Below are 24398 nucleotides of genomic sequence, written 5' to 3'. Positions count from 1 at the left end.
ATGGCCTCGGTCACGCTCAAGGATGTTGTCAAGAAATTCGGCCAGTTCGTCGCCGTGAGCGATCTGGACCTCGCGGTGAAGGACAAGGAGTTCCTCGTTCTCCTCGGACCCTCGGGATGCGGCAAGACCACGACCATGCGCATGATCGCCGGCCTGGAGGAAGCCACCGCCGGCGACATCTTCATCGGCAACGACCGGGTGAACGACCTGCTGCCCAAATATCGTGACGTTGCCATGGTCTTCCAATCCTACGCGCTCTACCCGCATCTCAATGTCGAAGAGAACATCGGCTACCCCCTTAAGATCCGGAAAGTGCCGCCGGACGAGCGTCGCCGCCTGGTTCTCGCCGTGGCGCGGCGGGTGGAACTCGACGGCCTGCTCGACCGGCTGCCCAGGGAATTGTCCGGCGGGCAACGCCAGCGCGTCGCGCTGGCGCGCGCCATCATCCGCACGCCGAAGGCCTTCCTCATGGACGAGCCCCTGTCGAACCTCGACGCCAAGCTGCGCGTGCAGATGCGGGCGCAGCTCAAGCACCTGCAGCACGAGTTGCAGGTGACGACGATCTACGTCACCCACGACCAGATCGAGGCGATGACGCTTGCCCACCGTGTCGCGGTGATGAACAAGGGCGTTATCGAGCAGCTCGGGACGCCGAAGGAAATCTACAACGATCCGCGTACCCTCTTCGTCGCCGGCTTCATCGGCTCGCCGCCGATGAATCTGATCGGCGGCGCCGTAACAAGCGGCGTCTTCACCAATGATGGCCTGAGGGTCGAGGGGTTCGGGCAGGTGGATTTGCCCCGTGCGGTCCTCGGGATCCGCCCCGAGGATGTCCACGTCGCCGACGCCACGGATCCCCGTGCCGACATGGTTGCGCCGATCTATTCGGCCGAGCTGACCGGCGAAAGCACGCTCGTCAGCGTCTATGCCGGCGATCGTCTCGTCACCATCCGCGCCGACAAGAATTTTGCCGGCGAGATCGACCAGCGGATCGGTCTCAGGATCGCGGCTGACAGGGCATTCCTGTTCGATGCGGAGAGCCAGAGACGTGTCGATTTCTGAGTTGCAGGCATCTGTCCTGGCGATCGTGCTGTTGGCCGCCAGCGGTGCGAGGGCCGGGGATGACCCCATTCCCGGCAATCCTCTGATTTTGATAGCGGCTGGTCCCTTCATCTTCGGCAATGAGGACGGTCGCGAAGACGAACGCCCGCGCCGGCTTGTCGACGGCCAGGCTTTTGTGATCAATCGCACGGAAATCACGAACCGGCAGTACAGGGATTTCGTTGAAGCGACCGGCCATCGGCCCGCCTTCTACGCCAATCACCCGGTGCTGGGTCTGGACGATCATCCTGTGGTCGGCGTGAGTTGGGACGACGCGGACGCCTTTTGCCGCCATTACGGCCTGGTGCTGCCGTCGGAGCGGGAATATGAACGCGCCGCGCGCGGAGCCGGCGGCGATGCGTTCCCGTGGGGTTCGACACCTTCCGACACCGGGAAGTCCAATGCGGGCGCGGCCGAATGTTGCGCTGGCGACGATGCGGACGGCTATGAAATGTCTGCGCCGGCCGATTCCTTCGTAGAAGGAGCGAGCCGCGAGGGCGTGCTGAATTTGGTCGGCAATGTCTGGGAATGGACGCGCGACTTCTACGCGCCTTACCTCGGTGAGCCGGACCCTGCGATTTCCGGCCGGTTCAAGGTGCTGCGCGGCGGATCCTGGAACAGCGATCCGTCCCGCCTCACCACGACGGCTCGGCTTGTATACAATCCCGACTTCCGTTTCGCGGCGAATGGAGGCTTTCGATGCGTTCGCTCCGGGTCGTCGTCCTGATCGCCCTGATGCTGCTTCCAGCCGTGGCCGCGGCCGAGCCCAGGGCCGGCCCCGGCTCCAGGCTCGAAACCGTCACGATGGCGGGGGCCATCTTCGCGGGTCTCTCCCGTGAGGGAGATGATCTGCTGGTCACCGATCTCGCCGGTGGGAGGCTCTTTCGCCGCCATCCGGACGGCACATTGACCGCCTTTGGGCCGGTCTTGCCGCATGGCCGCGACGTGATCGGCGATCCGACCGGTCCTTACCGCGTGCTGGCCGTCGAAGGCGCCTATGTCGTCGCGCAAGGCTGGACGCCTGTCGATCTGGAGGAGGGACCTTACGACCACGCGCTCCTAGCGATCGATGGCGAAACGGTGCGCGTGATAGACGATGATTTCTGGAACCCGTACGACTTCCTCGTCTCCAGGGGGAGCACCTATGTGGTCGATGCCGCCCGCAACACGGTCGAGCGGCTGGAGGCTGACGGGACCGGCAGGAAGACCCTCATCGCCTTTTCGAGGATCAGTCAAACCGGTCTGCAGGATCTCTCGCCCACGGAGTTCCCGAAAGGGACCACCCACGCGGTCGACGCGGTGCCGACCGGTATCGCGCTTCGCGACGGGCGCCTCTACGTCTCGCTGTTCGGCGGGTTTCCTTTCGTTGCGGGCGGTGGAAAGGTCGTGTCATTGCTCGAGGACAATGATGCGCGGGCCCAGCGCGTCGAGCGCGAGGGATTGAATGCGCCGGTCGATATCGCCTTCGATGACCAAGGGCGCCTGCTCGTCCTCGAACACGGCCTCTTCGACCAGGCGACAGGCTTTCGATCCGGCAGCGGGCGGCTGCTTCGTTTCGATGGCGCGGGCGTGCCGGAAGCGCTTCTCGAAGGACTGACCCGTCCGGTGTCTGTGCTGGTGTGGGACGACAGGCAGATTGTCGTCTCCGAACTTGGCGGCAAGCTTCATTTTCTAGCCATTACAGCTTGTAGCCGATCTTTCGCAGCAGGTCTTTCCGCCACGCAATGTCGTCGTCGGTTTCGACACCCAGCGGCGAGGCGCCATCCACCACGCCGAGCACGCCGCGGCCCAACTCCGTTTGCGCGACGATCACCTGTGTCGGGTTGGCCGTCGCGCAATAGATGCGGCAGACCTCCGGCACCGCGCGCACCGCAGCCAGCACGTTGACGGGAAAGAACCCGTCGCCCAGGAAGATCAAGAAAGTGTGGCCGGCGCCGATGGCCAATGCGTTGTCGCGCGCCAGGGCGAGGGAGGCCTCGTCATTGCCCGACCAGCGCACCAGCCGCTTACCGGAGGCCTCGCAGAAGGCCAGCCCGAAGCGGATGCCCGGAACCGCGCCGACCAGTGCCTCGTGCAAGTCTTCGACGGTCTTGATGAAATGCGACTGGCCGAAAATGAAGTTGGCAGCGTCCGGCTTGACAATGGGCACTACGGTGAAGTCCATGGCTGCACTCCTATAGGGTGAGCTACGCGATCCATGGTAGGCCGCCGGACGGTGATTGCAAGCCGTCCGACCCTGACCCAATGCGCCTTTCACGGGAGCTGTCCAGATGCGGCGAGAGGGCGGGCCCGGGCTGATCGATCCGCATCGCTTTCCGCAGCGCTTGCTTTCCGTCCCAATCTTTATCAGCCACGACGGCGGCCAGAACTTCGCCGGCAAGGCCGGCCGGACGCCATGCCCGGGAGCGCGATGGAAGTCGACACGAACGACGGTGCCGGCTGGACGGAACCGATCATCGTTCCGTCGCACCTCATTCATCGAGCCCGCGGATGTCCGCGCCATCGAGGCAGTAGGGGGCGTAGCGGAAATCCCTGATGCTGACGACCTCGTCCTCAAGCCACTGTAGAAGCATGAAGCCGCGAGGCTTCAGATCCGATCCGGCGGGATCGTGGACGAGGATGGCGGGGTTGCCGTCGACAAAACCGAGGGAGAGGACCCAATCCACGGCTCGGTCATAGTTTCCGAAGTAGTTGGACACTTCCGCCTTGCCGCGCATGCGGGTGCGATTGACGACCTCAAGCTGGACATCTTCGGCGACGAGCGCGCGCACGGCATCGAAATCGCGCGCGTTGAAGAGATCGACGTAGCGGCGGAGGCGCTTCTCGTCGTCGGCGTCAAGCGCGGGCCTGGCAATTTCTTCGGGCTCCGCAGCGAGCGATCGAAGCTGCGCCCTGCCGCGATGCAACGCCGCTTTGGTGGCGGCGAGTGTCGCGCCGGTGACGTCGCAGGTCTCGTGCAGGCTCAGCCCGAGAACATCTACGAGGATGACGGCACTGCGATGGGCGACCGGTAGCTGCATGAAAGTCCGAAGGCTGGTCTGGGCGATGTGACGGGCGTCGGCGCGGCCGGAGGGGTCTTCGATCGTGGTCATGTCGGCTTCGCTCATTCGCGACCTTTCCCGGCTACGGCGGCGCAGGTGGTCCTGGGTGGCATTGTGGGCGATCCGGAACAGCCATCGCTCAGGCTGCTCGACCGTGATGTTGCCGTCGAGCGCATTGAGCGCTTTCACAAACGTCTCCTGCACGATGTCCTCGCCGTCGATCACCGAACCGGACATGCGCGCGCAGTATCTGTGCAGCCTTGGGCGGAGACCGGCGAGCATGGCATCCAATGCCGGCCGATCGAGTTTTTGCGTGCTCGCGTTCATCGTCTCCGGCAAGGTCCCATCTCTATCGGAAGGTTCGAGCGCCATGGTCTAGGTCGCCGGCTCGGCAGCGGCAAGCATTCGATGGTTGCCGACTATCCTTGCCGGGGATCGGATGATCGCGGTCGAGCGCCGGTCCGCGTGGTTCTCGGTAAAGGCCTTGAAAGCAGCCAGCCGAGGCAAGGGAGAGGCTTCGTCGCTGTCAAGCGTTCCGACAATATGGACGAACTCCCCGTCGTCCAGTTCCAGCACCAGATATTGCAGGCCCTCGGTTGCGGACTCCTCCAGTTCCTGGAACACCTTCGCGATCAAGGCACGGTTCTCCGCCACCCCTGCCGCTTTCACCCCATAACGTACGACTGCGTAGTTCATTGTCTTTCTCCAACTCATCGTCGACCTGCCGTGAAGACGCCCGCCGACGGCAAAAAGATTCTCGCCAGTGGATGAATCTTTTTGGCTATCGGCACCGTCTTTCATGCGAGGGCCGTTCCAAGACAGGAAGAGAGGCCGCGAAAGAGGAGAGAGTCATGACCTATGTGGAAGGTTTCGTCGCCGCAGTGCCTGCAGCGAACAAGGATGCCTATATCGAACATTCCGCCGCCGCGGCCGCGCTTTTCAAGGAGTTCGGGGCGACCCGCGTCGTCGAGGCATGGGGCGACGACGTTCCCGACGGCAAGATCACGGATTTCAGGCGTGCGGTGAAGGCGAGGCCCGACGAGGTCATCGTATTCTCGTGGCATGAATATCCTTCCAAGGAAGCGGCCGACGCTGCCTATGAGAAGGTCATGAGCGACCCGCGCATGCAGGCGATCGGTGCGGCCATGCCTTTCGACGGCAAGCGGATGATCTATGGCGGCTTCACGCCCCTCAGCATCAAGAATGCCGGCGGCAAGACGGGTTATGTCGACGGATCCCTGATGCCGGTTCCGGCCTCCAGGAAGGAAGATTACCGCGACCTCGACACTAGGATATCGGCGGTCCTGATGGAGCACGGCGCAACGCGGGTTGTCGACGCCTGGGGCGACCACGTCCCCGACGGCAAGGTCACCGACTACAAGGGGGCCGTGCTGGCCTCGGGCGACGAGAAAGTCACCTTCTCCTGGATCGAATGGCCGTCGAAGGAGGTTCGCGACGCCGGATGGGAGAAGGTGATTGCCGACCCGCGCATGTATCCAGATCCGGATGCCATGCCCTATGACGAGAAGCGGCGGGTCCACGGCGGCTTCGTTCCGGTTCTCGATATGTAGTCGCTGACGGCGAGAAATCGATCATGGCCGGAGAGGCGGATTCTCGTTGCGCCTCTCCGGGACGTTGGCGGAGCACCGGACTTCGGGTCGTGCCTACCAACCCGCGAAATCCGCAAGCGCGGTCCGGTCGATCTTTCCCGAAGCCACGTCCGTCAACGCCTGGTCGAGCAGCGCGACGCCGGCCGAAGCCTCTTCCTTGGTCAACGTCAGGGGCGGTGTGAATTCCAGCACATTCGAGGACATGCCCACATAATAGAGCACCAGACCGAGTTCGAAGGCGCGGTAGGCGGCAAGCGCGGTTTCCTGTCTGGCCGGGCTCTTCGACGCCCGGTCGGTGACCAGTTCGACGCCGATCGCGAGCCCGCGCCCTCTGACGTCGCCGATCAAGGCATGCTTCTGCTTGAGCCGTTCCAGTTCCTGCATCAGGTGCCGGCCGATTTCAGAGGCACGATCGGCGAGCCCTTCGCGTTCGATCGTCTCCAGAACGGCGAGCGCCGCGGCCGCACAGACCGGGTTGCCGTGCACGGTCTGGAAGGAAAAGGCCGGGCTGTGGTTCATGATGGCCTCCGGCCCGACCGCCGCCGAAACCGGCAGGCCTCCACCGAGCCCCTTGCCGAAGACCACGATGTCGGGCTCGATGCCGAGATGGTCGAACGCGTGCAGCCTGCCGCTGCGTCCGAGCCCGACCTTCACCTCGTCGGACACGATGAGGATGCCGTGCTGCCGGCAGATCGCCTCCACCCGCCGGAAATAGTTCTCCGGCGGGACAACCATGCCGCCGTCGGACTGGATCGGCTCGAGAAGTAGGGCCGCCACCTCGTTCGGCGGGACCGGACCAGCCAGCAGGCTTTCGAGCTCGGCGAGCGCCGTATCGGCCGAAGTGTAGTCGCCACCATCCCGGTACGGGTTGGGGTAGGGGATCAATGTGAGCCCCTGCGCCTTCGGCACGCCCTGCTGCACCGGGTGGCCGGAAACGGCCATCGAGCCGGTCGTGCCGCCATGATAGGCGCCCTTGAAGGCGAGGATGCGCGGCCGCCCTGTTGCCGCGACGACGACACGCGCGACGGTCTCGTTGGCGTCGGAGCCTGAATGGCCGAGCCAGACGCGGCCCGCGGCGCGGCGCGGTACGATCGACAGCAGCTTTTCCGCCAGTTCCACCGCCGGCAGATTGGCGCTCGACAGATGGCTCGCGCCGGCGTGGTCGGAGAGCGCCCGCAGGACGGCGTCGCGGACAGCGGGGTGCGAATGGCCGAGGCTCGCCGCGCCCCAGGACGCCGAAAAGTCGAGCAGCCTTCGCCCGTCGTCGGACGTGAGATAGGCGCCCTTGCCGCCAATGACGGCCTGCGGGAAGAAGCGCAGATGGGAGAGGCGGGAGAGCGATTTGAGATCGCGTTCGTAGAGGCTGGGCATATCACCACCGATTGGGTAGTCTTTTGTGACGAACCGCTTCAGGTTTACCCCTCATCCGACCGCGCTTCGCGCGGCCACCTTCTCCCACAAGGGGAGAAGGGAACGCTTGCGGCAACGTCTGCGCTAGTCGTCGACGCTGGTGATTTGCGGAGCCGGGAAAGCTAGGCTCCCGCCTTCTCCCCTTGTGGGAGAAGGTGGCCTCGCGTAGCGAGGTCGGATGAGGGGTACCCAGCGCGATGCGAATGAAGGAAGAGCACCAGATTTCCCGACTTTGTTGCGTTCGCGAAGCAGGCATCTCCCTCACCCCTTCACGAAAAACCCCGCCAACTCCTCGCTGCTGGCCACGTGGCAGTAGATCATGTTGATGATCTCGAGCTCGCGCTCGTGAAGCTCCATCGTCGCGGCGGCGCAGCAATCGTCGGCGACAACCACGCCGAAGCTCTCGTCGGCGAGGCTGCGCACCGTCGAGGAGACGCACTGGTCGGTGAAGATGCCGACGCAGATCACGTCCTTTATGCCCATATTGTGCAGGATGAGCCTGAGATTGGTGCCGGTCAGCGCGCTGTCCGTGGTCTTCAGGATGGTGATCTCGTCGCCTTTCGGCGTGAGTTCGGGAACGATCTGTCCTTCCTCGAGGTCTTTGGGCAGGAGCAGATAGTTGAAGCCCGGCTTCTTCTGGCTGAGCGAGCGGTCGCGGCCGTCGAGCTTGTGGCAGGCGATGCGGGCGAAGATCACCTCGACGCTGCGGGCGCGGCAGTCCTCGATCAGGCTCGCGACGTTGGGGATGACCGTGCCGCGCATACGGTCATAGAAGGGCTGCCAGCGGGCCGTTTCCGCCTCGGTGTCCTTCGGCGCGAGATAGGTGTTCTGGACGTCGATCACGAGCAGCGCCGTCGTCGACGGATCGAGCCGGATGTCGGCCGGCTCCTCGGCATTGGCGTAGTAGAAGGAACGGCGGTCGGTCTTCCAGCTCATGGGATCTTCTCCTTTCGGACGAAACGCCTTGCGATCAGTGTGCCGATCTCGCGTGTCGGGAAAAGGCCGCCGGGGCGCAGCACCAGCACCGCGACCATGACGAGCGACAGCACGATCTCGGTGAGACCGATGACGGGTTCGGCCGAGAACTTGGCCTGGTTGAGCGCGCCTTCCAGCCCGCGCAGCGCCTCATAGGCGATGGTGACGATGAAGGCGCCGACCACCGCGCCGGTGACGGTGTTGGCGCCGCCGATGACGAGCATCGACAGGATGAGGAAGGTCTCCTTGAGATAAAAGGCCTTGGGCGAGAAGGAGGTGATGAAATGCCCCCACAGCGCCCCGCCGATGCCGGCGAAGAAGGCGGCGACGATGAAGGCGCGCCAGCGCAGGAGCGGGATATGAGCCCCGATGGCCGCGGCTGCGCGTTCGTCGTCGCGGCTGGCGCGCAGCAGCTTTCCGGCCCGCGATTCCTTGAAGGCCAGCGCTGCGATCACCGCAACTATCGCGACCAGGGCAGACAGCCTCAGATCGGTCGCCTTGGGCAGGCCGAAGAGCGTGCGCGGCCCGTTGGTCAGCGCGCTCCAATGGGTCATCACCGTGTAAAGCACGACCAGCAGGGCGAACGAAGTGATGACCGCCGCCGCATCCGAAAGCCGCATCAGCGGATAGGAGAGGATCGCCGCGACCAGCGCCGCGAGCAGCCCGCCGACAACGATAGCAATGTAGGGCGAGATCACCACACCCTGCAGGAAGGGATAGAGATCGGGCAGCGCCATGCCCTTCATCTGGGCCGGAATGGTGAGCACGGCCGACGCATAGGCGCCGACACCCATGAAACCCATATGGGCGAAGGACAGGATGCCGGAATTGCCCATGAACACCTGCAGGCCGAGCACCAGCACCAGCGAGATGCAGAGATTGGTCGCGACGCGGTCATAGAGGCGGATGCCGAGCGCTTCGGTCACCACGACCGCCAGTATCACCAGGCCTGCGAGGATCGCGACAGTGGCAAGATGGTTCTTCATCGCGGCCTCACGTCCTTTGTCCCGAAGCCGGGCCCTTCATCAGCCCATCCGGCCGCCACAACAGGATCAGGATGACCAGGCTGAAAGTGAAGGCATCGCGGAATTTGAGCAGTTCCTGAGGCAGCGTGTAGTTGAGCGTGGTGTCGATCAGGGCGAGCAGGAAGCCGCCGATCACCGCGCCGGGGAGGCTGCGCATGCCGCCGATGACGGTAGCGATGAAAGCGACGAGCAGCGGTTCCAGCCCGATACCTGGCACCACCGTGCCGATGCGCCCGATCCACAGGAGTCCGACCACACCGGCGAGAAAGCCCGATATGGCGAAGGCGGCCGTGATGATGAGGTTGGCCGGCACGCCCAGCATGCGCGCCATGGTGAAGTTCGCGGCCGCCGCGCGCATGGCGATCCCAAGGACGGTGCGGCGCATCAGGAGCGCGAAGAGGGCGAGCAGCACCACGGCGGCGGCGATCGTGATCAGGTTGCGCATCGGGGTGACGGCGCCGCCGATCGTCACAGTCTGCGAGAAGATCTCGGGCAGGGGCACGGCCCGCGGGCGCGGCGAGATGAACAGCAGCGCCGCATTCTGCAGCAGGGTGGAGAAGGCGAAGGAGGTGATCAGCACAGCTGTCACCGATTTCGCCCGGACCGGGCGGAAGGCGACATAGTCGGTGGCGATGCCGGCGAGCACGGCCATGCCGACGGCCACGACCGCCATGACCAGCCAGGGCAGGGGAGAGCCGCCGAGCAGGAACATGGTGTAGCCGGCGACCATGATGAGTTCGCCATAGGCGAAATTCACCAGCTTCAGGATGCCGTAGACGATGACGAGGCCGAGCGCCATCAGCGCATAGGCGCCGCCCAGGCTCAGCACGTCGATCAGGAACTGCAGCGTGAATGTCACCGTTCGCCCCCGAGATAAAGCGCGCCGAGATCGGTGGCCGCGCCGATTTCATCCGCCGTGCCGCTGGCGGCGATCCGGCCCAGTCGCATCACATAGGCGCGGTCGGCAACCGACAACGCCTTGGCCACGTTCTGCTCGACCAGCACGATCGTGAGCCCCGAGGCCTTCAAGGTAGCGATCATCGCGAAGATCTGGTCGACGATGACGGGCGCGAGACCGAGCGAAGGCTCGTCGAGCAGCAGCACCTTGGGGCGTGACATCATCGCGCGGGCGATCACGAGCATCTGCTGTTCTCCGCCGGACAGTGTGCCGGCGGGCTGGGCTGCGCGCTCGGCCAGCCGCGGGAAGAGCTCGAACATGCGGGCGCGATCCTCCGCGACGCCCGCCGCGTCGCTGCGCCTGATATAGCTTCCGAGCGTCAGGTTCTCGTCGACGGTCAGGTCGGGGAAAACGTCGCGCGTCTCCGGCACGGTGGCGATGCCCCTGCGCACTACGGTCTCTGGCTTGGCCGAAGTAAGGTCCTCGCCATCGAGCCTGACCGAACCGCTGGTCGCCTTGAGCGCACCGGCGATGCACATCAGAGTGGAGGTCTTGCCGGCGCCGTTGGCGCCGAGCAGCGTGATCAGTTCGCCCTTCGCAGCGGAGAGTGAAATGCCGCGCACGGCATTGATCGCGCCATAACGCACCGCGAGTTCCGATACTTCAAGCATGGCCGGCCTCCGAGCCCAGATAGGCTTCGATCACGGCGGGATTGGTGCGCACCTCCTCAGGACTGCCTTCGGCGATGGTACGACCGGATGCCAGCACATGGAGCCGGCCGCAGAGCCGCATGATGAGGCCCATATCGTGGTCGATGATCAGCAGGCCAAGCCCGCGCGATCGCGGCAGATCGGACAACAAGCCGAGCAAGGTCTCGGTCTCCGCTTCGTTCATACCGGCCGCCGGCTCGTCGAGCAGCAGGAAGCAAGGGTCCGCGGCCAGCGCACGGGCGATCTCTACCCGCCGCTTGTCGCCGTAGCTGAGCACACCGCCGAGATCGTCGGCCTTGCCGGCAAGGCCGAATTCGTCGAGAAGGGTGGTCGCCTTGGCGCGGGCGACACGCTGCCCGTCGCCATGGGCGAGCGCTGCCGCCTCGACATTTTCGGCCACCGTCAGATTGTTGAAGAGCCGCACGATCTGGAACGAGCGGGTGATGCCTTTCAGCGCGATGGCGCGCGGCGGCAGCCCCGAAATCGTCTCGCTGTCGAGCGTGACGCTGCCGCCGGCGAGCGGCACCTGTCCGGTGATCGCATTGATCAGCGTGGTCTTGCCGGAGCCGTTGGGCCCGATCAGGCCGACGATCTCCCCGCCGCCGAGCGCAAGCGAGACGCCGTTCAGGGCGCGCAAGCCGGCGAACTCGACCGTGACGCCGGTCGCCTTGAGATGCATGTCAGGCATTTTCTTCTTCCGACGATGGAACGCATTGCCCAGCAGCCTGCGCCGCCCTCCCGAACCGGCCCCTCAGCCCGTAAGGATCAGGGGCTTTTCATTCAGTGGCGGCGTAGCCCGCCGCTCATGTCAGGGCGCCGGCAGCGTCTCCGGCGTGCGCCAGCCGAGGAAGGTCGGCTTGCCGCCCTTCAGCTCCACCAGAACGGCGGCCTTGTTCGGCACATGGCCTTCCTCGGCCGTCCCGTAGTCGAGCTCGCCCGTAAGCAGCTTGAACTTGCCGTCTTCGAGCGCCTTGGCGACCGCGGCTCCGTCGGTGCTGCCGGCGGCCTTCACGGCTTCGGCCATCATCATTACTGTGTCCCACCCCGTGGCGACGAAGGACGTGTCCGGCGCCGCGCCATGCATCGCGGTGTAGAGCTCGACGAATTTCTGCATGTCCGGATGGGCTTCCGGAGCCATGAAGGTATGGGTGACGAAGAACACGTCGTTGCCCAGCTTCTCGCCGAGGGCCGCATGCATGGCCGGATCGTCATAGGCATCGCCGCCCAGCACCGGCGCGTCGTAGCCGACCTCCCGCAGCGCGCGGATGATCGCACCGATGTCCTGCCCGTAGGAGGAGAGGAAGATCACGTCCGGCTTCTTGCCGAGCGCCTGCAGGCGCGCGAGCTGCGCGGAGAAATTGTTGTCGCCGTTGGTGTAGGTGTCCTCGAGGATCACTTCGCCGCCATTGGCCCTGTACTGGGCGACGAAATATTTGGACAGCGACTTGGTGTAGGCGATGAACTGGTCGGTGACCACATAGGCCGTCTTCCAGCCCTTCTCCTTGAATGCGAAGTCGGCGGCGGCCGCACCCATCGTGGTGTTCCACATGGACAAGGTGAACTGCTTGTCGCCGAGCGACCAGGACGAATAGAGCGGGTCGGACGCGCAGGTGGAGATGCCGACCAGGCCGGCTTCCTGGGCGGCACGTCCCGCCGGGCTGCCGAAGTCGAAGTCGCATGGCGCCATGATGAGGTTGGCGCCCTTGTCGACCAGTTCGACTGCGACATTGCCGACGGTCACGGGATCGGACTTGCCGTCGATATTGATGAACTCGACCTGCTTGCCGAGCACGCCGCCATTGTCGTTGAGATATTTGACCGCCACCTCGGCGCCCTTGACGCCCGGCGTGTCGAGCGGCGCCTGGACGCCGGTGAGCGACAGGGCGCCGCCGATCACGATCTTGTCGTCGGCGGCCTGCGCCGTGGTCGAGAGCAGCAGCAGGGCTGCCGCAGCACGCATGATGTGTCCCGATGTACTCATCTTCATTCCCCTTTTGGTGTTTATCGGTACTGTCGTCCTACGTTCCGGCCGCATGCGGAACCCTTGCCGACGCCGCTTCCCGGGCGCCGGCCCTTCCTCGTTACTTGCCTGATATCTCCCTGATCAGTTCGTCGGTGGAGACCTGCCGGCAATAGCCCTTGATGGTGCGAAGCGAATTGTCGTGCCGCTCCTGGCTGTAGGTGCCGCAGGCATCCGGCACCAGCGTCACAAGATAGCCGAGATCGCAGGCGTCGCGAACGGCCGACTCCACGCATTGATCGGTGAGCAGGCCTGCCATCACGACCTGCCGGACGCCGAGATTGCGCAGGAGATAGTCGATATGGGTCGAGACGAAGACGCTGGACGACGATTTCGGGAGCACGATCTCGTCATCCCCCGGGGCGAGCTCGTCGATCACCTTGCCGTCCCATGATCCCTTGGGCACGTTGAAGCCGGTGATCTTGTAGTCGAGGCTGCGATCGCGCCCGTCCTTGGTCAGGTTCTCGATCGTGGTGTAGAGCACCTCGATGCCCGCCTCGCGGAAGGCCTTCTGCAGGCGCTGCATGTTGGGGATGGCCAGCGACCGCAGCCGATCGAAATAATAGGCATATTGGCCCGAGATTTCGGCGTCGGGCAGGTCCTTGAACTCGCCGCCATCGCGCCGCACGGAGAAGTTCTGCACGTCGATGAAGAGCAGCGCGGAAGCCTTCGGGTCGAGCGGGATCTCGCGCGTCTGGGGGAAATCAGCGGCCATGGGCAGGGTCTCTCGGGGTTGCGGCGGCGGCTAGGACAGCGGCGACGAGCGTGGCCCATCGCTCCTGACCGTCGCGGTCTGAAATGAGGTCGTTGCGGATCTCGAGCAGGACATGCGGCAGGCCGCGACCCTCGCCGTGGACCGGGATCGTGTAATCCGACAGGTCGTCCACGATATAGGGCTGGTTGTGCGCGCAGGGGACGTCGGGACGGGCCGAACCGAGCTCAGCCAGGAAGGCTTCCGCGAAGCTCGCGTCGCGATTGGAGAGGGCGCCGACGAACCAGGGCCGCGACGTGCCGCCGACCAGCTTCGGCGTGAAGCTGTGGGCCGAGACGAGGATCGTTTCCTCCGCCGATGCGGCCCGCTTGTCGAGCATTTGGGCGACCTTACGGTGAAAGGGCTGGTGGATTTCCTCGAAGCGCCGCCGCCGATGCTCGACGCCAAGCCCGGCATTGGCCGGAACCGGGGTCCTGTCGCTTACCTCGGGAATGCAGTCCGCTGCTTCCAGGGGGCGGTTGCAATCGATCACCAGGCGGCTGTAGCGCTGCAGCACCAGCGGAGCGTCGAGCAGGGCAGACAGCCGGCGCGAGAAACCTTCCGCGCCCACGTCATAGGCAATGTGACGATCCATCTCGGAGTCGGATACGCCAAGGTCGCCCAGGCTCGCCGGCACGGCCCGGCCGGCATGCTCGCAGGTGATGAAGAATCGCGAGCCGCCATCGGGATTGACGACCTCGACAGGCTCGGGATCCAGTTCCGAAAGCACCCCGATGTCGGCTTCGATGGACTGCAACATGAACTCCGGTGACAAGCGGATCTCGCGTGCGGCGTGGTTGCCGACCGTCCCCGGAGTGAAGGAAAATTTTCGATCATAGTCAACGAAATTTTTACGTTTGACTAATTTTTTTCAGCATGAATAATGCAGCGGAAAAATCCCATCAGGCAAACTCAGGACTGTTGCGGCGTCGATGACCGTGCGCGAGACGATCAGGCGGGAAGCGGGCAATCTGACGGCAAGCGAACGCAAGGTCGCCAATGCCGTGCTTGCCGACTATCCATTCGGCGGCCTTCAGACCATCCAGGAACTGGCGGAACGCTGCGGCGTCAGCGCGCCGTCGATCACGCGTTTCGTCGCGAAGATCGGCTTTGGCGGCTATCAGGAGTTCCAGCGCCAGTTGATCGGGGAACTGCGCGAGGGCGGTCGGTCGCCGCTCGACCTGAAGGCGACGGAGAAGTTGGGCAAGGATGAGGAGTTCCTGGCCGACTATGCCAGGCGTGCGGCAGCAAGGGTCGAGGAGATGGCGGCCGGCGTGTCGCCGGAGCAGTTCGACGCCGTCGTGCGGCTGGTCGCGGACCCGGCCCGCAACATCTTCGTGATCGGCGGGCGCGTCAGCGACAGCCTCGCCATATTCTTGTCGATCCATCTCCAGCAGATCCGGCAGAAGATCTTCCATCTGCCGCCCAATCCCGAGCATTGGCCGGACCATCTGCTGCGCATGCGCAAGCAGGACGTCTTCATCGTCTTCGATTTCCGCCGCTATCAGGGGAATCTGGTGCGGCTTGCCGAGATCGTCGCTACGAAACGGCAATGCTCGATCGTGCTCGTCACCGACAAATGGATGTCGCCCGCCGCCCGGCACGCCGATATTGTCTTGGCGCTGCCGATCGAAAGCGAGACCGCATGGGACACCGTCGTCGGTGCCGTCGCCCTCCTGGAAGCCCTGATCGTCAAGGTTTCGGAAGCCGACTGGCCGGCGACACGCAGGCGCATAGAGGCATGGGACGAGCTTCGCCTCGTTCCGCCGGGAAACGGGGACGACGACAATGCGTGAGGAAATGATCATCGCCTGCTGTACGGACCTCGCAGGCAAGGTGAGGGGCAAGGCCTTTCCGGCCACGCAGTTCGAGAAGCGGACGCGGCGCGGTGTCGGCTGGACACCGACCAATGTGCAGATCACCTGCTTCGACGCGATCGCCGACAGCCCGTTCGGATCGCTGGGCGATCTCGTCATGATCCCCGATGAGGCCGCGCGCGTGCGCGTCGATCTCGGCGGCGACGCCGGCGTCGAGCATTTCGCGCTGAGTGATATCCGCCATCTCGACGGCAGGCCGTGGGAGCTCTGCACGCGTTCGATCCTGAAGGCCGCGCTCGACCGGCTGGAGCGTGTCGCCGGGCTCGGGCTGTTCGGGGCGTTCGAGCATGAATTCCAGTTCGCCGATCGCGGCGGCGTTGTCGGTTCCGCCTACACGATTGGCGGCTTCCGCACCGAGCGACGTTTCGCCGAGTCTCTCATCGGCGCCATGCGCGCGGCCGGTCTCGACCCCGACACCTTCATGAAGGAGTACGGCGCGGGGCAGTACGAGGTGACGATGGGGCCGGCGCGCGGCGTGGCGATCGCCGACCATTCCACCATTCTGCGGGAACTCGTGCAGGCCCTGTCGGAGCGCGAGGGCCGGCACGCGACCTTCACGCCGATCCGCGACCCGGCCGGGGTGGGCAACGGGGCCCATATCCATCTGAGCTTCCTCGACCATGCCGGCAAGCCGGCGACATGGGATCCAAAGGGCAAGCACGAGATGACCAGGACCGCCGGACAGTTCGTCGCCGGCATCCTCAAATATCTCGATTCGATCGTCGCGATCACCGCGCCGAGCGTGGTTTCCTATCTCAGGCTGACGCCGCATCGCTGGAGCGCGGCCTTCAACAATCTCGGCTTCCGCGACCGCGAGGCGTCAGTGCGCATCTGTCCCGTCTCGGACCTCAGCGACGTCGCAAAGGCGGCTCAGTTCAATTTCGAGTTCCGCGCGGCCGACCCCGCCGCGAGCCCGCATCTGCAACTGGCCGCTATCGTCAATGCCGGCGTGCAGGGCATCGAAGAAGGTCTCGAGGTCCCTGAAGCTACCGAGGAAGATCTGTCGCTGCTGGATGCCCCCGCACTTGCCGCACGCGGCTACGTCCGGCTGCCGCAATCGCTCGGCCAGGCGCTGGAGCGCTTCCAGTCCAACCCGACCGTCGTCGGCTGGTTCCCCGAGGGTTTTGCCGACGTCTATGTCAAGCACAAGACGGGCGAGATCGCCTTCCTGGAGGGCAAGGAACAGCAGGAGGTCTGCGCTCTCTACGAAGCAACTTACTGATCGAGCGTCGCGGCGGGCTGTTCGCCCCGCCGATTCCTGCGACAGGCCACCAATTCGATAGCGTTCCTGTCGACTTTGAAGCTCCACGGAGACAGTGCTCCTTGGAGCCGATGCCAAGCTTCGGCCGGATCGGGCCGTGGTCGCCGCAGCGCCAGCGATCCTTCAGCCGAGCGTCCAATGGCTGTGAAAATCGGCTTGGTGCTCATGAAAGCGGTTTACTAGCTTCTTTTCGTGCGTCACGCTCGGGAAAGGGCCCTTGGTCGAATTAGGGAGGAAACGAGATGAGCAAGACGAGACGCGTCCTGATCGCGGGCGAATCCTGGACGGTCCATTCGATACACCAGAAAGGCTTCGACAGCTTCACCACCACCGAATATGCCGAGGGCGTTCGCTGGCTGAGATCGGCGCTGGAGGAGGGTGGCTGGGAGGTGACCTATCAGCCGGCCCACGTCGCGGCCCGCGATTTCCCCTTCGATGCGGCGGCCCTGTCGGCCTATGATTGCGTGATGTTGAGCGACATCGGCGCCAATACGCTGCTGCTGCATCCCGATACGTTCGTCCGGTCCCGCCCCTTGCCGAACCGGCTGGAGGCCATCCGCGACTATGTGCTGGCGGGTGGCGGCTTCGTGATGGTCGGCGGCTATCTCACGTTCCAGGGCATCGAGGCCAAGGCACGCTATCGCGGCACCGCGGTGGAGGAGGTGCTGCCGGTGCATATCGAAGCCGGCGACGATCGCGCCGAGAAGCCACAAGGGATCACTCCGAAAGTGGACGACGAAGCTCATCCGATCGTCGCCTCGATCGGTTCGGACTGGCCCGACCTTCTCGGCTACAACCGCTTCGCTGCGAAGGACCATGCGACCATTGTGGTGACAGTTGGCGATGACCCGCTGATCGTCGCCGGCCAGTTCGGAAAGGGGCGGTCGGTGGCCTTCGCTTCCGATTGCGGTCCGCATTGGGCGCCGCCGGCTTTTGTCGAATGGAAGGGTTATGCCCGGCTCTGGCAGCAGATCGTCGGCTGGGCGGCGGGAGCGTGACGCGGTCCAGGCCAGGAGCTGTGCGTCGTCCCGTCCGGGCGGCGCGGCCGTCAGCCCGCGTCGTAGCGGCGCGGGAAGGTCGATATGGCGCGGGCGGCCGTCTCGACTCCTGAGGACAAGGCTGCGTGAAGATCGGCGCCCTCGACGAGGGCGGCCAGGAAGGCCGCGTTGAACGTATCGCCCGCGCCGACAGTGTCGATGACGCGGACCTCGGGCGCCTGCACGGCGAAGGTCTCCCCGCCGCGATAAGCGCGGGCGCCCTCCGGTCCCATCTTGAGCACGAGCGCCTGCGACTGTTTCAGCATGCCGGCGACCGCGGCGGCGGCATGCTCATGTGGCTCGATGCCGGTGAAGCCTTTGATCTCTTCGGCGTTGAGCAAGGCGTAGTCGGCAAGGCCGAGCCATTGCGCCATAATGGTCCTGGTCTTGTCATCCCAGGACGAGGGCGGCCAGCCCGGATCAATGGCCGTGCGCCAGCCGAGGGCCGACAGTTCCCAGAGCAGACGGGCGGTTCCGGCGGCAATGTCGGGCATCAGGAAGCCGCCGGCGATCGTGGCGACGGCCCGGTCGTGCGGAGCAGGGGGCAGGGCCTTCAGCAGGTCGGCGATGCGCGCTGCCTGGAGATGGCCTGGCGTCGTGAAGAAGACTCGGTCGCCACCCCGATGCACGATCCCGACGGTCACCGTCGTGTCACCGCCGTCGATGATCCATTTGCAGAAGCGCGGGTCGAACTGGCTGCGCAACCAGGCGCCGTTCGCATCGTCGCCGGTCGACCCGATGAAGAGATGAGGGACGCCGATACCTGACAGAGCCAGCGCCATGTTTCCGGCGGAGCCGCCGGGCCTGGTCTCGCTGCGCTCGACCATGGTTTCGGTCCCGACCGCCGGCCATCCGTCGATCTCGCCGAGCACGAGATCGACATTGGCGTTGCCGAAGAGGAGGATGGCGGGCGTGGTCACGGATTTTCCCTCGGCAACGCTCTGGTCGTCAGGCGCGCGGGCGCGCGACGGGGGGAACGTAGTCTTCCAGCTCAGGCGCCGGGAAGCGGACCGTCCCGCCGATCTCGGCCGAGCGGTAGAGCCCCATCAGGATCTCCACTACGGCGAGGCCGTCATGGAAGGTCTCGAGCGGCGTCTCGCCCTTGCGGAAGCACTCGACCATATGACGGTTCTCGTCGGTGTAGCCGTAGACGCCCGCCTCGTCTTCCAGGACGGGCATCAGCCCCTGCTCGGCATTCTGCTTTTCGACGAGATCCTCCCCCTCGGCGCCGGTCACGGCGCGCGACATGAAGATTTTGAGCCCTGTGCCGAGGGAGTTGAATTCCATGGCATATTCCGGGCCAAGCAGCTCGAGCTGGATGCGCAGGCCGGCGCCGACATAGGCCCAGGAGGTCGTCGCTTCGATCATCAGTTCATTGCCGTCCTCGTCCTCCAGCGTGACAGTGCCGCGCGCGAAATCCTCGGAGGGCCGCCTGCGATAGTCGACTTCCGCGCCGAAGCGCTGCTTAAGTTGCTCGGCATAGGCCGGGCGCGTCCATTTCAATGTCGCGACGGTGCCGTTCACCTCCTTGACCTTCAGCGATCCGCGCGGCGCGCCGGGTCGGGTGAGAAGATGGCGGGCCACCTCGACGCTGTGGCACATCATGTCGGACAGCACGCCGCCGCCTTGCTTGTCGCCCTGCCAGAACCAGGGCTCGTGCGGGCCCGAATGCTCCTCGGCGGCGCGCGCCAGATAGGGCCGCCCGGTGGTGGACGCCGCCCGCCGCCAGATGATCTCCTTGCCGCGCAGCACCGGCGTGCTGAACACCTGGTTCTCGAGATAGCCGTGATTCAGCCCGGCGTCTTCGGCGAGCCGCAGCATCTCACGGGCTTCTGCGACGGTACGCGCCAGCGGCTTTTCGCAGGCCACCGCGAAGACCTTGCTGCGGCCGGACTTCACCTCCTCATGGATCACGCGCATGGCGTCGAGGCGGGCATAGTTCGGCGCGAGGATCCAGATCGCGTCGACATCGTCGGCCCTCAGCAGCGATTCCAGGCTGTCATGGCTGCGGCACTCGCCGAGGCCAAGTTCAGCCACGGCCGCGGCGAAGCGAGCGCGGTTCTCCTCCTTGCGGCTATAGACTCCGGTCACGTCGACATTGCGCACGCCGACCAGCGACTTCAGATGGAAATGGGCGATGAAGCCGCTCCCCACGAAGCCGATGCGCAGGGTTTTCCTCTGGCCAGTGGTCATCTTCCAAACTCCTTGTGAAAACCATTATCCGTGGTGAGGCGCCGTGCTGCCCCTGATCTGCAATGTGACCGGCATCTCGACCGGCTCGGCCGGGCCCGGTTCCCCTGCCAGCATGCCCAGCAGTATCGTCATTGCCTGCCTTCCGATCTCGGTGCGCGGCTGGCTGATCGTGGTGAGCGGTGGGAAGAAAGCCGCGCTGAGATAGAGATCGTCGAAGCCAACGACGGAGACGTCGCCAGGCACGTCGCGCCCGAGCCGGCGCAGCTCGTGGATCGCGCCATAGGCCATTTCGTCGTTGGCCACGAAGATCGCGCTCGGCGGCTCGGGGAGCGAGAACAGGACGCGGCAGAGATCCTGCCCGGACCGAAGCAGATAGTCGCCGCGCTGCTCGTAGCCTTCCGCGATCGGCAATCCGGCCTCGGCCATTGCCTGCCGGTACCCGTCGCGCCGAAGCTTGGCCATGATTTCCGGGATCGGCCCGGCGATATGGGCGATGCGACGATGGCCGAGACCGACGAGGTGGCGGACGGCCTCCCGCGCCGCCGCGGCGTTGTCGATCTGGACATGCGGCAGGCCCGAACCTTCGATGGCCTCGAGAGCGACGACGACGGGAGCGTCCGGCGCCGGATCATCCCTGATCTCCTGGGGCAGCTTGCCGGTCATCAGGATCATGCCGTCCGCGTGGCCGTCGCGCAGCATGTTGAAATATTCGGTCTCTCGGCCGGGATCGTTCTCGGTGTTGCCCATCAGAACCGAATAGCCGGCCGCGCGTGCTGTCGCCTCGACGCCTTTCAGGACATCCAGATAGAACGGATTGCCGACGTCGCGCACCACCATGAGCACGTTCATCGAGCGCCTCGTCCGCAGCCGGCGGGCACTGACATTAGGCCGATAGTTGAGCGCCTGCGCGGCATCGCGTATGCGGCTCAGCGTCGGCTCCGCCACCAGGCCGGAGCCCGAGAGCGCCCGGGACACGGTGGCAGGCGACACACCGAGCTGCTCCGCGATGTCGCGTATCTTCGGCCTGCCGCTCATGCGCGCAACGCCCGCCCGCGCCCGTAGAACAGCATGAGCACCAGGAGCGTGGCGCCGAACACCATCTGCCGCCCGGACTCGTCGATGTTCACCGTGGTGAGGATGCTCTGAAGAATGACCAGCAGCACCGCGCCCGCCATGGTTCCGGTGTAGCCGCCCTTGCCGCCGGCAAGCGGCGTGCCGCCGAACACGACGGCGATGATGGAGGGCAGCATGTATTGCTCGCCGACATTGGCGAAGGACGTTCCCGAATAGCCGAGCAGGCAGATCCCGGCGATCGCCGCGAACACGCCGGACAGCACGAAGAGCGCGATGCGCACGGTCCTGACCGGGATGCCCGCCATGAGGGCGGCCTGCTCGTTGGAGCCGATAGCATAGATACGGTGGCCGAAGACGGTGCGCTTGAGCAGCAAGGCCATGACGAGCCCGATCAACATCCACAGCCAGATGATGCCAGGCAGGCCGAGCAGGAAGGGCTGGGTGACGAAACGCGACAAAGCGGGCGCGGCCTGGCCGGAAGGAATGCCCTGGCGCACGACGACCAGGAGGCCCTGGAGCACGCCGAGCATGCCGAGCGTCATCACCAGCGGCGGGATCCTGAGCAGCGTGACGCCGAGGCCGTTGATCAGGCCGAAGAGCGCGCCGACCGCCACGCAGCCGAGTATCGCGACCGGAATGCCGGCATCGGTTCCGTTCATCAGGTTGCCGGCGACGATCGCCGAAAGCGAGACCACGCCGCCGACCGAGAGGTCGATGCCTTCCCGGCCGCCGAGGATCACGAGATTCTGACCGGCCGCAACGATGCCGAGCAGGGCGGCCACGATGAGCAGGCGCAGGATCTGCTGGCCGGAGGCGAAGCCCGGCGACAGAGTTTCGCCGAGCAACAGCAGGGCGACGGTCAGCGCCAGCGCGACGACCAGCGGCTGTTTGGCGAAGTCGAGGACACCGCTCATCTGCGCGCCCTCCGACCGACCATGATGCCCGCCATGAGGGCGACGAGGATGGCAAGGCCCTGCACGAGGTTCTGCCACTCGGACGGAGTACCGACGAAGAACACCAGCGAGTTGATGAGGCCGATGATGAGCGCGCCGATCATCGAGCCGACCATGGTGCCGTAGCCGCCCGACAGCGCGCTGCCGCCCAGCACCACGGCCGCGACGCTGAACAAAGTCATCTTGCCGCCGACCAGGGGGTCGCCGCTCGCCGTGTCGCCCGTCACGCAGAAGGCCGCGAGTGCGGCGAACAGGCCGCAAAGCGCGTAACCCTTGATGCGTATCGCCGTCACGGGGAGGCCGCTCTGGAACGCCGCCTGGCTGTCGTCGCCGACCGCCAGCAACTGGGTGGAGAGGCGTGTGCGTGCGGCGATGGAGAGCAGGATCGCCAGCGCGACCGCTACATAGAGAACGAAGGGGATTTCGAGCAGGCGGCCGCCATAGGTCCGCCAGAAGGCGGCCGGGGCGGGGGTGCCCGCGACGGGAAGAACGTAAAGCGCAAGGCCCGTGAAGAAGATGCTTGTCGCGAAAGTGGCGACGATCGCCTGCAACCGAAGGGCCGCTACCACGATGCCGTTGACGATGCCGCAGGCGAGCCCGGCGACGAGGCCTACCGCAAGCGCGCCGAGCACCGCGCCGCCCCCGCCGCCCCATCTTTCCATCAGGACGATGATCACCACATTGACGAGCGAGACGATCGCGCCGGCCGAGAGATCGATGTCGCCGGCATAGACGACATAGGTCTGGGCGACGGCCAGCATCATCAGGGCGAGATAGGTGCTTACCAGGCCGGTCAGGGCGCGGAAGCTCAGACTGTTGGGTGAGAAATAGCCGTTGAGAGCGAGCAGAGCGACGAGGATGAGCAGCGCCGGCACGAATGGAAAGCGCTCGACGAGCCGCCTGAAGCCGCCGGGTGCTGTGGTGGAGGGATGGGCAACCGACGTCATCAGGCGGCCTCGTAAGCAGCGTGATAGAGGTTGTAGCGGGTCCGATCCGTTCCCTTCAGCTCCCGCGTGATGGAACCGCCGTTGAAGACAAGGATGCGGTCGGAATTGTTGAGCAGTTCCGCATCTTCCGACGAATAGAGCACGATCGCGACGCCTTCCTCGGCGAGCTTGCGTATCAGCGTGAAAAGATCGGATTTGGCGGCGAGGTCGATGCCTTTGGTCGGATCGTCGAGCAGCAGGATATCGGGTCGGTCGATGAGCCAGCGCGCGATCACCACCTTCTGCTGGTTGCCGCCCGAGAGCGAATTGATCGGGTGGGAAAGCCCGCCGAACTTTGTGTGCAGCGCGTCGAGCGCGGGGCGCGCCTTGGCGGCGAGCGCGCCGGGGCGGGCGAGCAGGAGCCGGTTGCGGAGGTTGTGGATCGGCGTGACGTTCTCGAGGATCGGCCGGCCATGGATGACGCCGTCGCGTCCACGGTCGCCGGAAACATAAGCGACGCCGCGCCGGATCGCCTCGCGCGGCGTTGCCGCGGAGAGCCGCTCGCCGTTCAGCACGATCTCACCGGAGGTTATCGGCCGGGCCCCGAAAATCGCGCGCAGCAGGGCGGACTGGCCCTGCCCATGCAAGCCGCCGAGGCCGAGGATCTCGCCGCGCGAAAGATCGAAGTCGACATCGGCAAAGCCGGGGCCGGTCAGCTTGCGGACCGACAGGACCCCATTGCCGCCGGCCGCGGCCACGGCCGGGGCGGCCGACGGCGGCGCGAGGTCGGCCTGTCCGCCGACCATCTGCCGTATCACGGAGGCCTGGTCGGTGTCGGAAATGCGCCAGGTTCCCACCGTCTCGCCCTCGCGGATGACGGTAACCCGGTCTCCGATGGCGAAGATCTCTTCCATGCGGTGCGAGATGAACACCATGGCGCGGCCGGTGGCTTTCAGATCGCGCAAGATGGTGAAGAAGCGCTCCACCTGGGCGCTGTCGAGCGCCGATGTCGGCTCGTCGAAGATGAGCACGGGCGCCTCGGTGGCGAGCGCCTTCATGATCTCGACGAGTTGCCGCTGATCGGCGCGCAATTCTCCCACCGGCGCCTCGGCCGAAAAACCGTCGCCGGTGACGCCCTCGAACAGCGCGATATAGCGCGCGGCCCGCGCCGAAAGCGACTTGCGGTCGACGAACAGGCCCGCCTTGATCGGCAGGTCCGGCAGGCAGATGTTTTCCTCGACCGTGCGATGCGCGGCGAGGCTGAGCTCCTGGTAGAAGATGCCGATGCCGAGCGCCTTGGCGCCGCGCGGCCCGGAGATGGCGACCGGCTTCCCGTCGAGCAGGATGTCGCCGCCGTCGGGCCGCACGCTGCCGGCGGCGATCTTGCAGAGCGTGCTCTTGCCGGAGCCGTTGGAGCCGATCAGCACATGCACTTCGCCGGCCGCAACCTCGAGGTCGCCACGGCGCAGGGCCAGCGTCGCGCCATAGGCCTTGCTGACGCCGCTGAGCTTCAATTTTGTCATGAAAGCCTCACCG

The 24398-nt window shown here is 65.3% G+C and carries 24 protein-coding genes and 1 pseudogene; 7 read left to right on the top strand and 18 right to left on the bottom strand.

Features of this window, described 5'->3' with window-relative positions; all coding sequences use genetic code 11:
- The 3 genes and pseudogenes from JN280_RS30975 to JN280_RS30965 form a co-directional block, all read left to right on the top strand.
- The gene (locus tag JN280_RS30975) at nt 1–1062 is read left to right on the top strand and encodes an ABC transporter ATP-binding protein (RefSeq protein WP_202315140.1); all 1062 of its coding nucleotides are present in this window, start codon (nt 1–3) and stop codon (nt 1060–1062) included.
- Nucleotides 1049–1828 (top strand): formylglycine-generating enzyme family protein, encoded by a 780-nt coding sequence (locus JN280_RS30970; RefSeq protein ID WP_244742302.1) that lies wholly within the window; start codon nt 1049–1051, stop codon nt 1826–1828. Before JN280_RS30975 ends, JN280_RS30970 begins: the two co-directional genes overlap by 14 nt.
- A pseudogene (locus tag JN280_RS30965) lies at nt 1801–2694 on the top strand (ScyD/ScyE family protein); the annotation flags it as partial. The gene JN280_RS30970 and the pseudogene JN280_RS30965, both read left to right, overlap by 28 nt.
- Before the next feature lie 85 nt (nt 2695–2779).
- On the opposite strand, the gene JN280_RS30960 reads toward JN280_RS30965, so the two are convergent.
- From JN280_RS30960 to JN280_RS39645, 3 genes are all read right to left on the bottom strand, one after another.
- Nucleotides 2780–3265, bottom strand: a complete 486-nt coding sequence (locus tag JN280_RS30960; protein ID WP_202307947.1) for an adenosine-specific kinase — start codon at nt 3263–3265, stop codon at nt 2780–2782.
- 307 nt (nt 3266–3572) lie between these two features.
- On the bottom strand, nt 3573–4469 hold the full coding sequence (locus tag JN280_RS30955) for a sigma-70 family RNA polymerase sigma factor (RefSeq protein ID WP_202307945.1): 897 nt from the start codon (nt 4467–4469) through the stop codon (nt 3573–3575).
- Nucleotides 4470–4517: 48 nt separating this feature from the next.
- Nucleotides 4518–4943 (bottom strand): hypothetical protein, encoded by a 426-nt coding sequence (locus JN280_RS39645; protein WP_244742299.1) that lies wholly within the window; start codon nt 4941–4943, stop codon nt 4518–4520.
- Nucleotides 4944–4993: 50 nt separating this feature from the next.
- Here JN280_RS39645 and JN280_RS30945 point away from each other — a divergent pair, with 50 nt between their 5' ends.
- Complete coding sequence (locus JN280_RS30945) at nt 4994–5713, top strand: DUF1428 domain-containing protein (protein ID WP_202307944.1); 720 nt, start codon at nt 4994–4996, stop codon at nt 5711–5713.
- Nucleotides 5714–5806: 93 nt separating this feature from the next.
- On the opposite strand, the gene JN280_RS30940 is transcribed toward JN280_RS30945, so the two are convergent.
- The 9 genes from JN280_RS30940 to JN280_RS30900 all read right to left on the bottom strand — a co-directional run bounded on the left by JN280_RS30940 (nt 5807) and on the right by JN280_RS30900 (nt 14301).
- On the bottom strand, nt 5807–7123 hold the full coding sequence (locus tag JN280_RS30940; protein ID WP_202307943.1) for an aspartate aminotransferase family protein: 1317 nt from the start codon (nt 7121–7123) through the stop codon (nt 5807–5809).
- A 300-nt stretch (nt 7124–7423) separates the two neighbouring features.
- Complete coding sequence (locus tag JN280_RS30935) at nt 7424–8098, bottom strand: cysteine hydrolase family protein (RefSeq protein ID WP_202307942.1); 675 nt, start codon at nt 8096–8098, stop codon at nt 7424–7426.
- Complete coding sequence (locus JN280_RS30930) at nt 8095–9123, bottom strand: branched-chain amino acid ABC transporter permease (RefSeq protein ID WP_202307941.1); 1029 nt, start codon at nt 9121–9123, stop codon at nt 8095–8097. Before JN280_RS30930 ends, JN280_RS30935 begins: the two co-directional genes overlap by 4 nt.
- Before the next feature lie 7 nt (nt 9124–9130).
- Nucleotides 9131–10021 carry a branched-chain amino acid ABC transporter permease gene (locus JN280_RS30925; protein ID WP_202307940.1) on the bottom strand — a complete coding sequence of 297 codons (891 nt, stop codon included), beginning with the start codon at nt 10019–10021 and terminating at the stop codon, nt 9131–9133.
- Nucleotides 10018–10731 (bottom strand): ABC transporter ATP-binding protein, encoded by a 714-nt coding sequence (locus tag JN280_RS30920; RefSeq protein ID WP_202307939.1) that lies wholly within the window; start codon nt 10729–10731, stop codon nt 10018–10020. Before JN280_RS30920 ends, JN280_RS30925 begins: the two co-directional genes overlap by 4 nt.
- Nucleotides 10724–11458 (bottom strand): ABC transporter ATP-binding protein, encoded by a 735-nt coding sequence (locus JN280_RS30915; protein WP_202307938.1) that lies wholly within the window; start codon nt 11456–11458, stop codon nt 10724–10726. The genes JN280_RS30920 and JN280_RS30915 overlap by 8 nt, the downstream gene beginning before the upstream one ends.
- 120 nt (nt 11459–11578) lie before the next feature.
- Nucleotides 11579–12751 (bottom strand): ABC transporter substrate-binding protein, encoded by a 1173-nt coding sequence (locus JN280_RS30910; RefSeq protein ID WP_202307937.1) that lies wholly within the window; start codon nt 12749–12751, stop codon nt 11579–11581.
- A 100-nt stretch (nt 12752–12851) separates the two neighbouring features.
- Nucleotides 12852–13505 (bottom strand): isochorismatase family cysteine hydrolase, encoded by a 654-nt coding sequence (locus JN280_RS30905; protein WP_202307935.1) that lies wholly within the window; start codon nt 13503–13505, stop codon nt 12852–12854.
- Nucleotides 13495–14301 (bottom strand): N-formylglutamate amidohydrolase, encoded by an 807-nt coding sequence (locus JN280_RS30900; protein ID WP_202307933.1) that lies wholly within the window; start codon nt 14299–14301, stop codon nt 13495–13497. The genes JN280_RS30905 and JN280_RS30900 overlap by 11 nt, the downstream gene beginning before the upstream one ends.
- A 172-nt stretch (nt 14302–14473) precedes the next feature.
- On the opposite strand from JN280_RS30900, the gene JN280_RS30895 reads away from it, so the two are divergent.
- The 3 genes from JN280_RS30895 (at nt 14474) to JN280_RS30885 (ending at nt 17677) form a co-directional block, all read left to right on the top strand.
- Entirely contained in the window at nt 14474–15337 is an 864-nt protein-coding gene (locus tag JN280_RS30895) for a MurR/RpiR family transcriptional regulator (RefSeq protein ID WP_202307931.1), read from the top strand.
- A 4-nt stretch (nt 15338–15341) separates the two neighbouring features.
- A complete protein-coding gene (locus JN280_RS30890; RefSeq protein ID WP_202315136.1) occupies nt 15342–16640 on the top strand; it encodes a glutamine synthetase family protein in 1299 nt (432 codons plus the stop codon).
- Nucleotides 16641–16921: 281 nt separating this feature from the next.
- Nucleotides 16922–17677 (top strand): glutamine amidotransferase, encoded by a 756-nt coding sequence (locus JN280_RS30885; protein WP_202307929.1) that lies wholly within the window; start codon nt 16922–16924, stop codon nt 17675–17677.
- Nucleotides 17678–17727: 50 nt separating this feature from the next.
- Here the strand turns inward: JN280_RS30885 and JN280_RS30880 are convergent, their stop codons facing one another.
- From JN280_RS30880 to JN280_RS30855, 6 genes are read right to left on the bottom strand one after another with little or no spacing between them, the layout of a single operon-like run.
- Complete coding sequence (locus JN280_RS30880; RefSeq protein ID WP_202307927.1) at nt 17728–18636, bottom strand: carbohydrate kinase family protein; 909 nt, start codon at nt 18634–18636, stop codon at nt 17728–17730.
- A 28-nt stretch (nt 18637–18664) separates the two neighbouring features.
- Nucleotides 18665–19909 (bottom strand): Gfo/Idh/MocA family protein, encoded by a 1245-nt coding sequence (locus JN280_RS30875; protein WP_202307925.1) that lies wholly within the window; start codon nt 19907–19909, stop codon nt 18665–18667.
- A gap of 24 nt (nt 19910–19933) precedes the next feature.
- The gene (locus tag JN280_RS30870) at nt 19934–20944 is read right to left on the bottom strand and encodes a LacI family DNA-binding transcriptional regulator (RefSeq protein WP_202307924.1); all 1011 of its coding nucleotides are present in this window, start codon (nt 20942–20944) and stop codon (nt 19934–19936) included.
- On the bottom strand, nt 20941–21897 hold the full coding sequence (locus JN280_RS30865) for an ABC transporter permease (RefSeq protein ID WP_202307923.1): 957 nt from the start codon (nt 21895–21897) through the stop codon (nt 20941–20943). Before JN280_RS30865 ends, JN280_RS30870 begins: the two co-directional genes overlap by 4 nt.
- Nucleotides 21894–22883, bottom strand: coding sequence for an ABC transporter permease (locus JN280_RS30860; protein WP_202307922.1), 990 nt, complete (start codon nt 22881–22883; stop codon nt 21894–21896). Before JN280_RS30860 ends, JN280_RS30865 begins: the two co-directional genes overlap by 4 nt.
- Nucleotides 22883–24385: a sugar ABC transporter ATP-binding protein gene (locus JN280_RS30855; RefSeq protein ID WP_202307921.1), complete on the bottom strand. Its 1503-nt coding sequence runs from the start codon at nt 24383–24385 to the stop codon at nt 22883–22885. The genes JN280_RS30860 and JN280_RS30855 overlap by 1 nt, the downstream gene beginning before the upstream one ends.
- Between the last annotated feature and the right edge of the window lie 13 nt (nt 24386–24398).

The organism is Mesorhizobium sp. L-8-10 (assembly GCF_016756635.1).
Lineage (GTDB): Bacteria > Pseudomonadota > Alphaproteobacteria > Rhizobiales > Rhizobiaceae.
This window is presented reverse-complemented; position numbering and strand designations above follow the sequence as displayed.

What these genes read in the sequence shown, in the direction of transcription:
- JN280_RS30975 (WP_202315140.1), top strand. Translation starts at nt 1, where the DNA reads ATGGCCTCGGTCACGCTCAAGGATGTTGTCAAGAAATTCGGCCAGTTC.
- JN280_RS30960 (WP_202307947.1), bottom strand. Translation starts at nt 3,265, where the DNA reads ATGGACTTCACCGTAGTGCCCATTGTCAAGCCGGACGCTGCCAACTTC.
- JN280_RS30955 (WP_202307945.1), bottom strand. Translation starts at nt 4,469, where the DNA reads ATGAACGCGAGCACGCAAAAACTCGATCGGCCGGCATTGGATGCCATG.
- JN280_RS39645 (WP_244742299.1), bottom strand. Translation starts at nt 4,943, where the DNA reads ATGAAAGACGGTGCCGATAGCCAAAAAGATTCATCCACTGGCGAGAAT.
- JN280_RS30945 (WP_202307944.1), top strand. Translation starts at nt 4,994, where the DNA reads ATGACCTATGTGGAAGGTTTCGTCGCCGCAGTGCCTGCAGCGAACAAG.
- JN280_RS30940 (WP_202307943.1), bottom strand. Translation starts at nt 7,123, where the DNA reads ATGCCCAGCCTCTACGAACGCGATCTCAAATCGCTCTCCCGCCTCTCC.
- JN280_RS30935 (WP_202307942.1), bottom strand. Translation starts at nt 8,098, where the DNA reads ATGAGCTGGAAGACCGACCGCCGTTCCTTCTACTACGCCAATGCCGAG.
- JN280_RS30930 (WP_202307941.1), bottom strand. Translation starts at nt 9,123, where the DNA reads ATGAAGAACCATCTTGCCACTGTCGCGATCCTCGCAGGCCTGGTGATA.
- JN280_RS30920 (WP_202307939.1), bottom strand. Translation starts at nt 10,731, where the DNA reads ATGCTTGAAGTATCGGAACTCGCGGTGCGTTATGGCGCGATCAATGCC.
- JN280_RS30915 (WP_202307938.1), bottom strand. Translation starts at nt 11,458, where the DNA reads ATGCCTGACATGCATCTCAAGGCGACCGGCGTCACGGTCGAGTTCGCC.
- JN280_RS30910 (WP_202307937.1), bottom strand. Translation starts at nt 12,751, where the DNA reads ATGAGTACATCGGGACACATCATGCGTGCTGCGGCAGCCCTGCTGCTG.
- JN280_RS30905 (WP_202307935.1), bottom strand. Translation starts at nt 13,505, where the DNA reads ATGGCCGCTGATTTCCCCCAGACGCGCGAGATCCCGCTCGACCCGAAG.
- JN280_RS30900 (WP_202307933.1), bottom strand. Translation starts at nt 14,301, where the DNA reads ATGTTGCAGTCCATCGAAGCCGACATCGGGGTGCTTTCGGAACTGGAT.
- JN280_RS30895 (WP_202307931.1), top strand. Translation starts at nt 14,474, where the DNA reads ATGACCGTGCGCGAGACGATCAGGCGGGAAGCGGGCAATCTGACGGCA.
- JN280_RS30890 (WP_202315136.1), top strand. Translation starts at nt 15,342, where the DNA reads ATGATCATCGCCTGCTGTACGGACCTCGCAGGCAAGGTGAGGGGCAAG.
- JN280_RS30885 (WP_202307929.1), top strand. Translation starts at nt 16,922, where the DNA reads ATGAGCAAGACGAGACGCGTCCTGATCGCGGGCGAATCCTGGACGGTC.
- JN280_RS30875 (WP_202307925.1), bottom strand. Translation starts at nt 19,909, where the DNA reads ATGACCACTGGCCAGAGGAAAACCCTGCGCATCGGCTTCGTGGGGAGC.
- JN280_RS30870 (WP_202307924.1), bottom strand. Translation starts at nt 20,944, where the DNA reads ATGAGCGGCAGGCCGAAGATACGCGACATCGCGGAGCAGCTCGGTGTG.
- JN280_RS30865 (WP_202307923.1), bottom strand. Translation starts at nt 21,897, where the DNA reads ATGAGCGGTGTCCTCGACTTCGCCAAACAGCCGCTGGTCGTCGCGCTG.
- JN280_RS30860 (WP_202307922.1), bottom strand. Translation starts at nt 22,883, where the DNA reads ATGACGTCGGTTGCCCATCCCTCCACCACAGCACCCGGCGGCTTCAGG.
- JN280_RS30855 (WP_202307921.1), bottom strand. Translation starts at nt 24,385, where the DNA reads ATGACAAAATTGAAGCTCAGCGGCGTCAGCAAGGCCTATGGCGCGACG.